Source organism: Psychrobacter cryohalolentis K5 (genome assembly GCF_000013905.1).
Taxonomy (GTDB): domain Bacteria; phylum Pseudomonadota; class Gammaproteobacteria; order Pseudomonadales; family Moraxellaceae; genus Psychrobacter; species Psychrobacter cryohalolentis.
The window spans coordinates 187,013-202,225 of record NC_007969.1 but is presented as its reverse complement, the minus strand read 5'-3'; the positions used below and the strand labels follow the sequence as shown (position 1 = coordinate 202,225).

The 15,213-nt window shown below is 42.2% G+C and carries 15 protein-coding genes; 6 read left to right on the top strand and 9 right to left on the bottom strand.

What is annotated here, in order from left to right:
* Window position 1: 1 nt before the first annotated feature.
* Together hemL and PCRYO_RS00865 are read right to left on the bottom strand one after the other, a co-directional pair.
* Window positions 2-1,303 carry a glutamate-1-semialdehyde 2,1-aminomutase gene (gene hemL, locus PCRYO_RS00870; RefSeq protein WP_011512545.1) on the bottom strand — a complete coding sequence of 434 codons (1,302 nt, stop codon included), beginning with the start codon at window positions 1,301-1,303 and terminating at the stop codon, window positions 2-4.
* A 98-nt stretch (window positions 1,304-1,401) separates the two neighbouring features.
* Entirely contained in the window at window positions 1,402-1,755 is a 354-nt protein-coding gene (locus PCRYO_RS00865; protein WP_011512544.1) for a zinc ribbon domain-containing protein YjdM, read from the bottom strand.
* Between the two features lie 295 nt (window positions 1,756-2,050).
* Here PCRYO_RS00865 and PCRYO_RS00860 point away from each other — a divergent pair, with 295 nt between their 5' ends.
* Window positions 2,051-2,818, top strand: a complete 768-nt coding sequence (locus tag PCRYO_RS00860) for a YgfZ/GcvT domain-containing protein (protein WP_011512543.1) — start codon at window positions 2,051-2,053, stop codon at window positions 2,816-2,818.
* Window positions 2,819-2,870: 52 nt separating this feature from the next.
* The gene (locus tag PCRYO_RS00855; RefSeq protein ID WP_011512542.1) at window positions 2,871-4,190 is read left to right on the top strand and encodes a D-amino acid dehydrogenase; all 1,320 of its coding nucleotides are present in this window, start codon (window positions 2,871-2,873) and stop codon (window positions 4,188-4,190) included.
* 96 nt (window positions 4,191-4,286) lie between these two features.
* Here PCRYO_RS00855 and PCRYO_RS00850 read toward each other — a convergent pair whose 3' ends face one another.
* Window positions 4,287-6,512: a molybdopterin oxidoreductase family protein gene (locus PCRYO_RS00850; protein ID WP_011512541.1), complete on the bottom strand. Its 2,226-nt coding sequence runs from the start codon at window positions 6,510-6,512 to the stop codon at window positions 4,287-4,289.
* A gap of 495 nt (window positions 6,513-7,007) precedes the next feature.
* On the opposite strand from PCRYO_RS00850, the gene PCRYO_RS00845 reads away from it, so the two are divergent.
* The 3 genes from PCRYO_RS00845 to PCRYO_RS00835 all read left to right on the top strand — a co-directional run bounded on the left by PCRYO_RS00845 (window position 7,008) and on the right by PCRYO_RS00835 (window position 9,313).
* The gene (locus PCRYO_RS00845) at window positions 7,008-7,211 is read left to right on the top strand and encodes a CsbD family protein (protein WP_011512540.1); all 204 of its coding nucleotides are present in this window, start codon (window positions 7,008-7,010) and stop codon (window positions 7,209-7,211) included.
* A gap of 903 nt (window positions 7,212-8,114) precedes the next feature.
* Window positions 8,115-8,738: a hypothetical protein gene (locus tag PCRYO_RS00840; protein WP_011512539.1), complete on the top strand. Its 624-nt coding sequence runs from the start codon at window positions 8,115-8,117 to the stop codon at window positions 8,736-8,738.
* A gap of 203 nt (window positions 8,739-8,941) precedes the next feature.
* Entirely contained in the window at window positions 8,942-9,313 is a 372-nt protein-coding gene (locus PCRYO_RS00835; protein ID WP_011512538.1) for a hypothetical protein, read from the top strand.
* Between the two features lie 32 nt (window positions 9,314-9,345).
* On the opposite strand, the gene PCRYO_RS00830 is transcribed toward PCRYO_RS00835, so the two are convergent.
* Together PCRYO_RS00830 and PCRYO_RS00825 are read right to left on the bottom strand one after the other, a co-directional pair.
* Window positions 9,346-9,657 carry an NIF3 1 gene (locus PCRYO_RS00830; RefSeq protein ID WP_011512537.1) on the bottom strand — a complete coding sequence of 104 codons (312 nt, stop codon included), beginning with the start codon at window positions 9,655-9,657 and terminating at the stop codon, window positions 9,346-9,348.
* Window positions 9,658-9,742: 85 nt separating this feature from the next.
* Entirely contained in the window at window positions 9,743-10,381 is a 639-nt protein-coding gene (locus PCRYO_RS00825; RefSeq protein ID WP_011512536.1) for a DNA-3-methyladenine glycosylase, read from the bottom strand.
* A 209-nt stretch (window positions 10,382-10,590) separates the two neighbouring features.
* On the opposite strand from PCRYO_RS00825, the gene PCRYO_RS00820 reads away from it, so the two are divergent.
* Window positions 10,591-10,986, top strand: a complete 396-nt coding sequence (locus tag PCRYO_RS00820; RefSeq protein WP_011512535.1) for a hypothetical protein — start codon at window positions 10,591-10,593, stop codon at window positions 10,984-10,986.
* Between the two features lie 73 nt (window positions 10,987-11,059).
* Here the strand turns inward: PCRYO_RS00820 and purC are convergent, their stop codons facing one another.
* The 4 genes from purC to PCRYO_RS00800 all read right to left on the bottom strand — a co-directional run bounded on the left by purC (window position 11,060) and on the right by PCRYO_RS00800 (window position 15,152).
* Window positions 11,060-11,773, bottom strand: coding sequence for a phosphoribosylaminoimidazolesuccinocarboxamide synthase (gene purC / locus PCRYO_RS00815; protein WP_011512534.1), 714 nt, complete (start codon window positions 11,771-11,773; stop codon window positions 11,060-11,062).
* Between the two features lie 129 nt (window positions 11,774-11,902).
* Window positions 11,903-12,238 carry a hypothetical protein gene (locus tag PCRYO_RS00810; protein ID WP_011512533.1) on the bottom strand — a complete coding sequence of 112 codons (336 nt, stop codon included), beginning with the start codon at window positions 12,236-12,238 and terminating at the stop codon, window positions 11,903-11,905.
* 14 nt (window positions 12,239-12,252) lie between these two features.
* Window positions 12,253-13,158, bottom strand: a complete 906-nt coding sequence (gene dapA, locus PCRYO_RS00805) for a 4-hydroxy-tetrahydrodipicolinate synthase (RefSeq protein WP_011512532.1) — start codon at window positions 13,156-13,158, stop codon at window positions 12,253-12,255.
* A gap of 536 nt (window positions 13,159-13,694) precedes the next feature.
* Window positions 13,695-15,152, bottom strand: coding sequence for a Do family serine endopeptidase (locus PCRYO_RS00800; protein WP_011512531.1), 1,458 nt, complete (start codon window positions 15,150-15,152; stop codon window positions 13,695-13,697).
* Window positions 15,153-15,213 lie beyond the last annotated feature (61 nt).

Here is a 15,213-nt window from a genome sequence, read left to right as displayed (position 1 = left end):
GTTACGCTTTTGCCATTTCTGCAAATATTTCATCAGCGGCTTTAATAGTCGCTTCAATATCTTCGTTACTATGCTTGATAGACATAAAGCCTGCTTCATAAGCAGACGGTGCCAGATAAATACCACGATCAAGCATACCGTGGAAGAAAGTATTAAATAACTCCATATCACACTCAGTCACGTCATCAAAGTTTTGAGGTACAGTCGTCGCACTGTCTTTGACAAAGAACATTCCAAACATACCGCCCAATTTATTGGTGCGCATATTGATGCCATGCTTGTCAGCAGCCGCTTGGAAGCCATCAACCAAATGGTCTACTTTCGCTGATAGCTCATCATAGAAGCCTTCAGCAGTTAAATCCTCAAACATGGCGATACCAGCGCGCATCGCCAGCGGATTACCGGATAACGTACCCGCTTGATAGACACCACCAAGTGGTGCAATGCAAGACATGATGTCTTTCTTACCGCCGAACGCACCAACTGGCAGACCTGCACCGATGATTTTGCCAAAGCAAGTTAAATCAGGGTCGATACCGAAGTGCGCTTGCGCACCGCCAAGTCCAACGCGAAAGCCCGTCATGACTTCATCAAAGATTAATACCGCGCCATTGGCAGTACACTCTGCACGCAACGTATCATGGAATTCTTGGCTTGGAATCACCATGTTCATGTTGCCCGCGATAGGCTCTAAGATAACGCAGGCAATCTCTTCGCCCCACTTTTCGAAACAGTCTTTAATCGCTTGTGGATCGTTATAAGGAATCGTAATAGTATGCTTGGCAAAATCTGCTGGTACACCTTTTGAGGTAGGCTCACCAATATCCAGCATGCCTGAGCCTGCTTTTACTAATAGGCTGTCTGAATGACCATGGTAGCAGCCTTCAAACTTGACGATTTTGTCACGCTGAGTATAACCACGTGCCAAACGAATCGCACTCATCGTCGCTTCCGTGCCTGAGCTGGTCATACGAATCATCTCAACACTCGGAACGATTTCGCAAATTTTATCGGCAACGGTGGTCTCAAATGGCGTTGGCGTACCAAAGCTCAAACCATCATCAGCCGCTTTTTTGACCGCATCAATAACTTTTGGATGGGCATGACCCAAAATCATTGGACCCCAAGAGCCAACATAATCAATATAAGCATTGTCTTCGGTATCATAGATTTTGCTACCATTGGCACGGTGCATAAAGATTGGCGTACCACCGACACCAGCAAAAGCTCGGACAGGTGAATTTACACCGCCAGGGATATGCTTACGTGCTTGCGCGAATAGTTGTTCATTTTTAGTGCTCATAGTTATTCTCTACTTAATCGTTTTTTATTTAGTGATTTTATACTTAGGGATTATTTATTCAGTAATTTGTATTATTTTGTTCACAATAAATGTATAGCTTAAGCTTTTTTAACTACCGATGATTTAAGCTTCATCGGACCATAGCCATCAAGCTTACAATCAATATCATGACCATCGGTCGCATCTGGCAATAGACGAATACTTTTTGCTTTTGTTCCTACTTTGATGACGGTTGAAGAGCCTTTGACTTTCAAATCTTTAATCACGGTCACGGCATCGCCGTCTTGCAGCTCATTACCAACGGCATCGCGAATGACCGCGTCTTGATCTTCAGATTGTGCTACATCGGTTTCTGCCACTGTCCATTCATGAGCACACATCGGGCATACCAGCAGCGCGCCATCTTCATACGTATATTCAGCATCACATTTCGGACAATTTGGTAAGCTCATAATTCCCTCGGCAGCCATCATATATTAGGTTTATTCCAGAGCTCACATTGTACCGTAACTCGCACTCTTTAACCAATTTGTACGCTTGAAAACCGCTGACTGTGCCCAATTTAACGCTTGATAGCTATCTTAACGATGACTTTTTTTATGAGGATGTTTTTTGTGGTACTCTTCTTAGCCTCATCTGATTTTATAATTGTTTATCTTGGCATAAAAATCTGGGCTATCATTTTTTGATACTTATTCTTAACATTTAGTGCTTTATAAAAAACCTCTTTTCAGAAGGATAATAACAATGACTCAATCTATCAATACGGCGGCATTGCCACAGTTTTCCCAATTATCTATCCAAGGCGAGGATGCCGAAAAATTTTTGCAAGGACAATTAACTTGTGATGTCACTAAGCTCGGTCTTAGCTATCAAGCCGCAGCCATTGGGAATTTAAAAGGTCGTATAGAATTCGGTATTTGGATTAAAAAACAAGCGGAAAAGCATTTTGACATGGTCATCAGTGCAGATTGCGCTGAGGCTTTCCAAGGACATTTAAAAAAATTCGGTGCCTTTTCAAAGTGTGATACTAGTGCCCCGACACCTATTTATCCTTGTGTTATTGATGAAGTGCCGACTTTTAGCCATCAGGACGACCACAATACATCTAAGAATATTCAAGCTTGGATGCAGTCTAGTATCGCAACTGGTAACTATTGGATAGTAGCGGCAACGCAAGGCGAATTCCAACCACAAGAGTTGCGTCTGCATCAGCGCGGCGGCATGGATTACGATAAAGGCTGTTATTTGGGTCAAGAAGTCATCGCCCGTATTTACTTTAAATCAGCGCCGAAAGCGTTTTTGCACTATGTAAAAGGAACAAGTGTAAAAGGCTCAGGTACGACTCCTGTCGCTGGTGAAAAACTGGATAAAGTACAAGTCGTCAATGCGATTACTACTAGTGAAGGCTTTGAGGCATTGGTCGTGGCTCGTCCAGAACAGTTGGCTGAAAGTAGTCTGACCATATTGGACTTACCATTGGCGCTACAAGCGGATGTTGCTCGCCCTAAGTAATACCAGATAACAACGCTCTCATCTAATTTCATCAATCGCAGCAGAGTAATCTATGACCCATATTGCGGTACTCGGAGCAGGCGTGGTGGGCGTGACCACCGCATGGTATCTCCGCCAAGCAGGCTATGATGTGACCGTGATTGAGCGTGAGTCAGCGGCAGGTATGCAAACCTCATTTGCCAATGGCGGACAGATATCAGTCTCGCATGCGACCCCTTGGGCAAATCCTACTGCACCGATAAAAGCATTCAAATGGTTGTTTCGCGAGGATGCACCGTTGCTTTATCGATTGCGTGCGGATAAGACGCAAATTAAATGGGCGATGCAGTTTTTGCAAGAGTGCCGCGCAGATCGTGCTGATGCAAATTTAGTACAAATGGTACGTTTGGGATTGTACTCACGCGATGCTTTACAACAATTACGCACGGATATTGGGATTAATTACGAGCAGCAAACGCGCGGTATTATGCATTTTTATACCAATCAAGCGGAGTTTGATGCTGCAATAGCGCCTACAGAGCGTATGCAGGCGCTCGGCTGCGAGCGTTATGTGATTGACATCAATAATGCCGTTAGTCTCGAGCCAGCACTCTACCCCATTGCGCATAAGCTCAAAGGCGCGACATATACTAGCCGTGACGAATCAGGCAATGCCCATCTATTTACTCAGCGTTTAGCTAAGCACTGTATAAAGGCTGGCGTTAAGTTTTTATACGATACTGAGATCTTAACGATTAATATGGATGCTGACTCTGCGCGTCCGCACGTACATAGCATTACCATTCGACCTAATGGCGAAAATGCACAAACCTTTAGTGCAGATAGCCATGTACTGGCGCTTGGTAGCCATAGCGTCGCTTTAATGAAACCGCTTAGTATGCATCTGCCTATTTTCCCTGCCAAAGGCTACTCGGCCACTTATCAAATCAACCCACGAGCACCCCATTTAGCACCCTTTGTCAGTCTCATTGATGATGAGTTTAAGCTGGTCACATCGCGTCTCGGTGATAAATTGCGAGTGGCGGGGACAGCAGAGTTTAACGGCTACAACTTAGATTTGAATACCGTACGCTGTGAAGCCATTACTAGCCGCGTGCAGCAATTATTTCCAAAAGGAATCATTGCCAACTCTGTACAATATTGGACAGGGTTACGACCAATGACGCCCTCAAATGTCCCCTTAATAGGACGCGCGCATATGGGTAAAATCCGACATGGTAGTCGAAATATTGATGCCACTTTTGATAATTTATGGCTCAATACTGGTCATGGCACGCTTGGCTGGACGCATGCATGTGGTTCGGCTAAAGCGATTAGCTTACTAATACAAGGCGAGATATCTGAGGTTGATTTTGATTTTATTGGTATCTAGATTTAGTCTAAGACAAATTAATAAGGTAAATAAAAAGCGCTTATCATTATAAATAAGCGCTTTCGAGTCCAATCTTAACTATAGGATTGATTGTATTTATGCAGCGCTACCCGACTCGGCTTTTGAATGTGACGAAGAGTTCGAACTGTTTGACTCAGCAGCTTCTGAGAATATAGTTCCTGCATGTATAGCTTCCAATTGCACAGGGACGCCATTTACAGCGGCATTACCGCTTAACTCATCAATCAACGTATCATCTGTCAGATCATTCACACTGACACCTGCATGCGCTTGGGCGATTTTTTGCTTAACGCCTTTACGGCCGTGACCAAAGCCATGCGGAATACTCACTACCCCCGCCATCAACTCATCAGTGATTTCTGCTGCAACAATCACGCTACCGACGCGCGAGGTGACTTTCACGTCTTGACCATCCTCAATACCATATTGCGCAGCAGTATCTGGATGCAGCATGAGCGTACAGCGCGGCTTACCTTTGACCAAGCGATAGCTGTTATGCAGCCACGAATTATTACTGCGGACATGACGACGACCTATCAATAAAATCTCGCTGTCATCATAATTTTGCATCATCGCTTGCACGCGGGCAAGATCTGCTTGGTAAAAATCGACATTCAGATGAATCTGCTTATCTTTGTGTCGTAAAGCTTGCGGCAACATGGTTTTAAGCGGTCCTAAATCAAGTCCATGAGCATTTTTCTTGAGCTTGTTCAGTGTCATGCCAGCATAAGGTCCACGCCGCAATCCTTGATCGAGTATGAATTTCGGTCCTAATCTCTTTATTAACAACCGTTCGACTTTGGTTGCTAAAGACGCTTTTTTATCCAAGCGCTTTGCCAGCTCTAGATAGATTTGCCAATCATGCTTGGCGTCCTTATCTTTACGAAACAACGCTTTTGAATATTTAGCGACGTTATGTACGGCAAAATTATTAAAGGTAACGTCGTAATGGTCGCGCTCTAGCGGTGAGACTGGTGGCAAAATAATATTAGCATGGCGACTGGTTTCATTAACAAAATAATCAATGGCGACCATAAAATCTAACTGTTCAAAGGCTTGATCTAATTTTTCGCCATTGGGTGTACTCAAGACAGGATTACCCGCTACCGTCATAAAGCCTTTTAATTGCCCTTCACCTTCGATCAACATCTCATCACTCATGGCAACCACGGGATATTCACCATTAAAGTCAGGTAGCTTGCTGACTCGACTATGACGCTTACCCAAATACCCCGGACCAGAATTATTCACCACATCGACTGCAGCATTCGGGAACATCAAACCACCCACTTCGTCCAAGCGCCCCGTCACGATATTAATAACCATAGACAAATACTGGCTTAATAAACCGAATTCCTGCACTGATATACCCATCCGACCATAGCAAACCGAGCTTTTTGCTTCACAAAATTCTGTGACCAGTCGCTTGATGTCAACCGCAGCTATGCCCGTAATAGCGGCAACTGACTCTGCACTATAGTCTTTGGCAAAATCTGCCAGTCGCTCTATTTCTGGCGCGAGTGCTGCTGCTCTATTATTGATACTTGCTTTATCAGCATAGCCTTGCAAATAAATCTCATTGAGCATCGCTAATAATAGCAACACGTCAGTCGCTGGACGAATAAAGTGATGCTCGCTTGCGATATCAGCGGTTTCGGTACGTCTTGGATCGATGACGACGACTTTGCCACCACGTGCTTTAATGTCTTTTAGTTTTTGGCGCATATTTGGTGCCGTCATAATACTGCCGTTAGACGCTAGCGGATTGCCACCGATGATGAGCATATAATTAGTACGGTTGACATCAGGTACTGGAATACGCAGCATATGCCCAAATAAATGCATGCTAACGATATGGTGCGGTAATTGATCGACTGAAGTGGCAGAGAAGCGACTGCGCGTTTTGAGGCTGTTTAGCAGATACTTGATTGTCAGCATACCGCCCAGATTGTGTACGTTGGGATTGCCCAAATAAACACCAAAAGCATTTTTGCCATATTGTTTTTGCACTGCGCCAATACCAGCTGCGACTTTATCTAACGCTTCAGTCCAGCTAATTTCTTTCCAACCTTTAGCCGTTCTTTCAACAGGATAACGCAGGCGGTCAGTATCCTCATGCAAATCTTGCAAGGCAGTCGCTTTTGGGCAAATATACCCTTTAGAAAATGGATCGCTCTTATCCCCTTTAATCGATAAAACCTTTTTGCCATCGTGCTTTATCTCGATACCACACATTGCCTCACACAGAGTACAGGTTCTAAAATGCGTCTGCTCTTTGGATTTGGTTTGTTCAGTCGCCACGGTCACGCTCCCTGTTTTATATTGTCGTTCTCAATAAATAGATACTGAATTCCTTTTAAGACTTTGATTCCTGACAGTCTATTCTCTACTATATCTCGCTGATGCTGTAACTCATAGTCAAATGTGTGCACTGTAGTTATGCACCTTAGTTACGTACCTCACTGACAAAACATCCTAATGATTACATAACTAGACTGCTCATAACACAGTCACGATTTTTTTTATAATTGAGCAACAGTATCAACATTGTCCATACAGACAAAGCATTTTGAAATTCATATATTAGTAGCACAAGTTAGCCATTGGCTATTTGTAATATAGTTAAGTGATTTAAAATACGCTATATAAGAAATAAGCTATTTAACAGCAATACTGTACTAGCAATAAGAATCATAAATAATAATTTGAATACTACAGCGTGATGCAACCTGTTGATTTAACTTTTAAATAACAGCTACTGCAAAAGACGCAATAACTAAAACAAGGAAAATAGCAATGAATGAACATACTCTAAAAGGCGAGTGGAACCAAGTAAAAGGCTCAGCAAAGCAGAAATGGGCTGACCTTACTGATGACGATTTATTACATGTTGAAGGTAGCCGTGATAAGCTCGTTGGTAAAGTACAAGAGCGTTATGGTCATAGTAAAGACGATGCTGAGCGTGAAGTAGATGCATGGCGTACTGAAAATAAATACTAGTAAATAGTGCTGCTTGTAACAAGAGTTAAGATAAAATTTTTGTAGGCAGATTATTTAAACGAAAACCGCATTAGAAACTAATGCGGTTTTTTTATGCTCAGCGTATCAGCAGATACTTATCAGGGACAAAGCTCAAACCTCAGACACGATAAAACCGCATAGCAATTAATTGTTATGCGGTTTTATTGTTAACTATCCTTGTTACCCATCACGGCTCTAATCGCTGCATCCTTGCAAGATATTGAGCATATTGTGACAGTTGGGCATCCTGCCCTTTTTACTACTAGTGGCATTATCTGCCTGCAACACGGGTTATGTGTCCTTAATCCAATTGCTATTATCATCCTGATGCTAGCCGTTGAAATATTATCCTTAATACGGTCAACTCAATCCTTGAGTCACATTCCCTTATGCCGTGTGTGTATAGTGTCAAATTATTGAGCTACTGTTAAGTCGCGTAAACGTCATTGCGTGTAAGCATATGCTTACGTGAGCTCAAATTCAGAATATCAACAAACTTAACCATATGATATTAATAGCTTTTAACATAAATAACTATGTTTGAGTTAGAAAAAATTAATACAAACTACCTAAGTGTTAGCGATACTTGCTGTTCTAAGCAACACCTTAGTCACTCAAAGTATCGAATGCTTACGCAATTATTTGCAAAATTTACAACTTCTTAACACCAACGACACGTATTAATGAGCTTTAAGTCTTACTATGTGTATGTAAGAAAATATTTCAAGAATAACGATAATTAAGAACAAACATCCATAGTTTATAAGCATATTTTGCGTATTATTCATGATTGTTAGCGTTATTCTGCATTATATATTGACAAAATTTTGCAACTGTATATAAGCACTTTTTAAGTCAACTTATATCTTAGGAGATTCCATCATGAAAACGTTAAAACCTTTCTCGTTTAAAACTGTCCTTTCTGCCTCACTTGCATTTTCACTCGTCGGCGTTACTGCTGGCTGCGCTGTCGCCGGTTCAGGTTATGACAATTATCCGATATACAATGACAACAGCGGTTATAACCACGCTGAAAACAACCGTGCCATTCAGCAGCTGCGTCAGGATTTACGCCGTAAAGGTTATAACGTGATGGACGTCAGAACAGAGAGCTACCGCGGTAACCGTGTGCTGACGGTTCTTGCTAAGAAAAATAATCAAGCGTATGAACTAAAATACAGCTCACCAGATCTTAGGCTGATCAGCTCGACCAAAAAACCTTGGTCTAATGTCTGGGATGATAAAAACGACTATAAAGATAATGGCAAATATAAAGATAAACATTATAAAAATGAAGATAGCATCAAAAACGAATCACGTTATCCAGCGATTAAACGCCGTGCTATCAATAAAGTTGAGGGTATGGGTTATCGAGTCAAAGATATCGAGTTTGAACAAAAGAACAATCGTGGCGTGTTTGAGATTGAAGCCAAACGCGGCTCACAAGAGTATGAGATTACACTTGGCTATCCAAACTTGAATGTAATCAAGATTAAAAAAGATTAATGTTAAAGCCATAGCATCCAAATAACATTTATTCGTTCTATTATTTATCAAATTTTGGCATCATTTAGTATTTGATGTCCGCGGTCAAATAAGCCAGCCCTTGGTTTATTTGACCATTTTTTATCGCTTTTTTTTGTTTATCGTATACTATCTATTTATCGTCGTTTCATACGCAATTTTCATATCATTACTGAGATCATCTTATGAACATTAACTCTTTACTAAAAACCACAGCAGCGGGCAGTATGGCAGCAGTGCTATTAACGATAACCACAGGTTGTGTTACGACACCTGGATATAACCCTTATGGCGACCTTTATGAAGATATTTATAAAGACAGTAGCGTCTATAAGAAACATAAAGAAACCATCAATAACGTTGATAAAGATATTTACCGTCCTGCTATCGAGCAAAGAGCAGCAAATAAAGTCCGTAGCATGGGTTACCGTGTTGAAGACGTTAAATACAAAAAAGGCGACAACAAAATAAAAGTAAAAGCATACCGCGGTGGTGAAGATTATAAAATCGAGCTTGGCTATCCCGGCTATAATGTCTTAAAAATAAAAGAAGACTAATAGTCTGTTTTAAGAAGCATTGAAAACTGCGATCAAAAATCTAAGACTTCAATCACATCATAAGCAGGTGTTTCATAAGGATGCGCCTGCTTTAATGCGATAATGACATCACCAATATTAACCTTCGCAACCACCATCTCTACCCGCCATTCATTGACTTTCTCTAAACTGTCCTGTGTACCAATATGTGGCGTGCTACCTACGAGTGGCATGAATTGCCCTATCCCCTGCACTTGCCAACAACATTGCTCATAATCGCCAATTTTGCCAGCACCTGCTGCAAATAGCGCTGACTTTACCTGCTCTAATACTGAGTCTGGTACAAAAAAGGTGAGTTTATACATGTTCTAGCCCCATTAAATAGCAACCTTATTAAATTAATTGCCTCATCAAATACTTGAAAATTAAGTTAAAACTATAAAAAATTTTCTACTTTTTTGACAAAGAAGGGTGATCAGTCCATATATAACGCAGCAACCACTCTTTTGCGTCGCCAGCATAATCAATGCCAATACGGGGGCGTAATGATACTAGTGGCTGACAACCATCATCCTCCACCCAAACTTTTGACGCAGGCGTGATTGGCTTACCGTATAACGTTCTATCTATCTGTAAGCCCTTGGTCAGCTTGCCAGGACCTGCCAGCTGTTTGATATGATTAAGTTGTCTATTAACGTCTAATAATTGCTCATTCATTAAGCGAGCGCTACCCTCTATTAAAAATCCAGCACGTATTAAAACAGCTTCTGGCGACTCTGTTGGTCCACTGACCAAATTGAGCATATGATGAATACCATAAGTCAGGTATACATAAAAAACACCGCCTATATGGTACATAATCTCTGTACGCGGCGTACGTGTGCCTGCATGCGCATGACACGCAGCATCCCCCTCGCCAATATAGGCTTCTGTCTCTGAGATACGCATACGCAAGATTTTTTGTTGACCATCGCTGTCTGTCAGCTCTCGACACAACACCTTGCCAATTAAGTCGGCAGCCACCACGCAAGTGGGACGGGCAAACCAAGATGGCTTCACAACACTCGATACAACTTGAGACGCTAACATCAGTCATAACCTTTTTATAAGGGTTTGTATTTACACTCTATTATCACAGCAGCATAAATTTAACATAAAAAGCCATCAAAGGCTGTCTGATAGCGACCACCATTACTTATTGCAACTGATGTTATACAGACAGTTAACTCAATATAATAGTAATCTTGATCCCAGATATACCACACTAAAAAACATAATTAAATTAAAAGGATATAACAATGAGTAACTCTAATAGTCAAGGCAATAAGCAGCAAAATGGTAGTGATAAAGCAGAAGACAAAAAAAATGATGTAAAATACAACAACACTGCCAATGACACTAAAGATCAGAATACTGATAAAGGTTCTGATAGTAAGAATTCAAATAATAGCTCAGACAACAAAGACAACAAAGACAACAAAGACAACAAAGACAACAAAGCATCAGATAAAGACGATAGTAAAGATAGTAAGTCTTCAGATAAAAATGCTAAAAGTAAGGGCGATAAAGACTCTTCTTTAGCTGATACCGCTACTACAAAGGCAAAAGAAGTGGTCGGTACATTAGCAGATAAAGCGGCAGATGCCATGGAGTTTGCTGCTAAGAAAATCAAAGACGCTCGCAAAGACAGCTAATAAATTTAAGTGCAAAAAAAACTGAGCCATGGCTCAGTTTTTTTATGTCTTGACGGTTTTAATTTTTCTACATTTAGCTCAGTGGTACACCGATACGGCTTGCCACTTCTTCATAAGCTTCGATGACATCACCTAATGACTGACGGAAGCGGTCTTTATCGAGCTTCTTCTTGGTGGCTTTATCCCAAATGCGGCAGCCATCTGGTGAGAACTCATCACCTAAGACGATACGGTCATGAAATACACCAAACTCTAGTTTGAAATCTACTAGTATCAAATCACCAGCATCAAACAGCGCTGTCAAAACTTCATTTACTTGATGACTCAGCTCTTTCATTTTAACAAGCTGTGCGTCATTTGCCCAGCCAAGAGAAATTGAGATTGACTCATTAACCATCGGATCGCCAAGCGCATCATCTTTATAGAATAGCTCGTAAGTCGGTGGCGTCAAAGCCTGACCTTCTTCCAACCCTAAACGACGTACCAAACTGCCCGCAGCAAAGTTACGCACAACGCATTCAACCGGAATCATATCCAAACGCTTGACCAACACTTCATCATCAGACAATTGCTTTTCAAAATGCGTCTCGATACCAGCGTCAGCAAGCTTTTGCATAATAAACGCGTTAAAGCGATTATTAACCACGCCTTTGCGTGCAAGTTGTTCAATACGCTTACCATCAAGCGCTGAGGTGTCATCACGGAAATGTAAAATCAGCAGGTCGTTGTCTTCTGTTTCATAAACAGATTTGGCTTTGCCTTTATAGAGCAGTTCTTGCTTTTGCATTAGGAGGTTTCCTGTTCGTTCAAGCTTATGTGGTAAAAACGCGCAGCGACCGCTGATAACTTATAAAACCAATGAGATACATTAGTATTGATAAAAGCATCAGCGGCATAGATAAGGTTAAAAAAGACTTTATTCAGTACGACTCGCAACAGCGCGTTGCGGTTTTGGTAGCTGGTACTGTTTACCAGACTCGTTCTGTAATGTGAGCGTATTGGCGCCTGCATTAGGGGTTGGGTAAAGCGGTACAAAAGGTGCAGTCTCTTGAGCAGCTGGCAGCTGTAACGGCGCCAACTTTTTACTTTGCTGATACTCTAGGCTACCATTGTCACGCTTACCAATAAATTCTTTTGTCGCTTGGCAGCCGCTTAATACTAACGTACTACCCAACACGACCGTCATTACAGCAGGGAACATTTTTGCAGTCATTGATGATACTTTCATCATATTATCTCTCTGAGTTAGCATTTACACGCATCATTTTATAATAAGTTTGCACGAACCAAAGCACTATCAATCGTCGCGTGATGTTGCTCGGCTAGCCATACCAGCGGCAGGCGAATACCTTGATCTATCATACCCATTTTGTGCAAAGCGTACTTGGCTGGAATAGGGCTTGATTCGATAAACAAGTCACGATGTAAATGTTTAACGATATCATGTACTTGACTTGCGGTATCGAAATCACCGCGCAAGGCTGCTGTAAAGGTTTCACTCATGGCCTTTGGTGCGACGTTGGCAGTCACAGAGATATTCCCTTTACCACCAAATTTCATCAGCTCAAGGGCACTACCATCATCACCAGACAAGACAACAAGACGATCGCCCACTGCTTTTATTAATTGCTCACCACGAGCAACAGAACCTGTCGCGTCTTTGATAGCAACGATATTATCGATATCCGCTAAACGCTCGACTGTTTCTTGCGCGATATCAACGACGGTGCGTCCAGGGACGTTATACAGCATTTGCGGGATATTAACAGCTTCAGCAATGGCTTTGTAATGTTGATATAAGCCTTCTTGTGGCGGCTTATTATAATAAGGGGCGACCAATAATGCACAATCTGCACCGGCATCTGCGGCATCTTGGGTCAGCTTAATGGCTTCCACCGTATTGTTCGCACCAGTACCTGCAATCACCGGCACACGACCTTTAACATGCTGTACAAAATAGCGAATGACATCGCTATGCTCTTGCATTGACAAGGTTGCAGATTCGCCAGTCGTACCAACAGCGACAAGGCAATGTGTGCCTTGTTCAATCTGCCAATCTATGAGGTCTGCCAGACGTTTATAATCGACCGTGCCGTCACGAAGCATGGGCGTTATCAAAGCTACCATTGAGCCTTGTAGTCGGGTTTTAATATCGTCGTATGCTGTGCTCATAACTGTGCCTTACTCTCGTATCCTAGCTTTGATTAAAGCTATCACATGATAGGTCGTTTGCAAGTACCAATGCATATTTTGAAGTATTCATTGTCAAATAGCTGCATGGATACTATAAATAATATGCATGCTCATAAACATCATTGGTAAGATCTTGCTCGAGGTTAATACTGAATGTTCGTATGTCTTATACCGTCCTTGACGCCATTTTATCTGACATTAATAGGATGATTATCTCGCTATAAAAACGCCTGCTAGTGTAGCATATTTTGGATTGACCGCTATCAATCAATTAATGCCAAAGCAAGCCATTCTGAAAATAATTGCCCAGCTGCTTCAATCTCATTTGCCATTAATATACAGTAAAATGGATAACCTCTAGCTTTTAAACCAAACCGTCAGTTTAGCGTAATTGCCAACGGTCGATAAAACCTTTTTAAGCCTTTTAACCAATCGTCAACACATCGTTGGCTAGCCGATACAAGCAAACAAACGCTTATGTCCTTTTGTGCCACAAGTAATAGCAATATCTTTAACTACTCTATCCGTAATCCAATAATACCAGGGATACCTTGACGCATAACTTCGATCGTCACCACTCCCTTTTTAGGCAATACCGACACCGCACTCGAAACATCATTAACGGTTTTAATCGGTTTTTGATGTAGGTTGGTAATGATATCGCCTGCTAATATACCTGAGCGTGCTGCCAATCCAGTTGGTTCAATCGCTGTGACCAAGACACCAGTTTTATTATCAGACGCCAGCTCTGCTTGTTCCTCTGGGGTCAAATTACGTAAGGCTAAGCCCAGACTTATCTCGTTATTTTGCTGACCACGGCTTTGTGATTGCATGTCATTTGAGGCATCACTCAGCTTGCCAGTGACAAGCGATTGCTTACCATTACGCTGGATTTGCATACGAAAGCCATCATTGGGACGCGCGCGATTGATCAGGTTCAATAAATCAGAGGCTTCCATAATTTGGACATCATTGTAGCGTAAAATAATATCCCCTGATTTTAGTCCTGCTTTTTGGGCAGGTGAATCAGGCGACACGCGTGTCAGTAACGCCCCTTGCGGACGCGCTAGGTTATAGGCTTCGGCGAGATTGCGATCGATATCTTGCGGATAAATACCTAAATAAGCACGCTCAACCTTCCCATTGGTTTTGAGCTGCTCATAAACATCCATTGCCGCATCAATCGGGATGGAGAACGACAATCCCATATAACCACCGGTGCCACTAAAAATACGTGAGTTAATGCCAATCACTTCACCGCGCTGGTTAAATAAAGGTCCGCCTGAGTTACCAGGATTCAATGCCACATCGGTTTGAATAAATGGCACACTGGTTTCACGCGAAAAGTTACGTGATTTGGCGCTGACAATACCTGCTGATGCTGAATAATCGAAACCAAATGGCGAGCCAATGGCCAGTACTGGTTCACCGACTTTTAGGCTATTAGAATCGCCAATCGGTAGCGCTGGGAATTTTTTGCCTGTGACCTTTAATACTGCCACATCCGAGCGCTCATCGCTGCCAACTAAGGTCGCATCCAGTTCAGTTCTGTCATTGAGAGTCACTGTAATTTTGTCTGCGCCCGCCACTACATGGTGATTGGTTAGCATATAACCATCATCGGTCACAAAAAATCCCGTGCCATATGCATGCTCAATCGCTGGCGTCGCAGCTTGATCAGGGATACGTAGGCGATCACCAAAGAATTTCCGTAACAGCTCAGCCGTTTGGGCTTTTGCAAGCTCAGCCTCACTCACAGTTTTGGTCACATTGACGCGTGCCACCGCTGGCGTGACTTGCTGTACCAATCCTGAAAAATCCGCTGTGGTGACAGCAGCTTGCGCACTTGGCATAGTGTTGAGATTAATACCAACAACCATGGTAGTAGCGACAGCGATTGCCAAGGTGCTGCGTTGAAGCAAGCGCTGCATGGTAGCTATGGTGATTTTCGATTTAGATATGTCGATTGGCATCTTATCCCTCATCCAAGTGATTTTTATAATTTTTGTGAGTGGCTATGCTATTAACTTATAG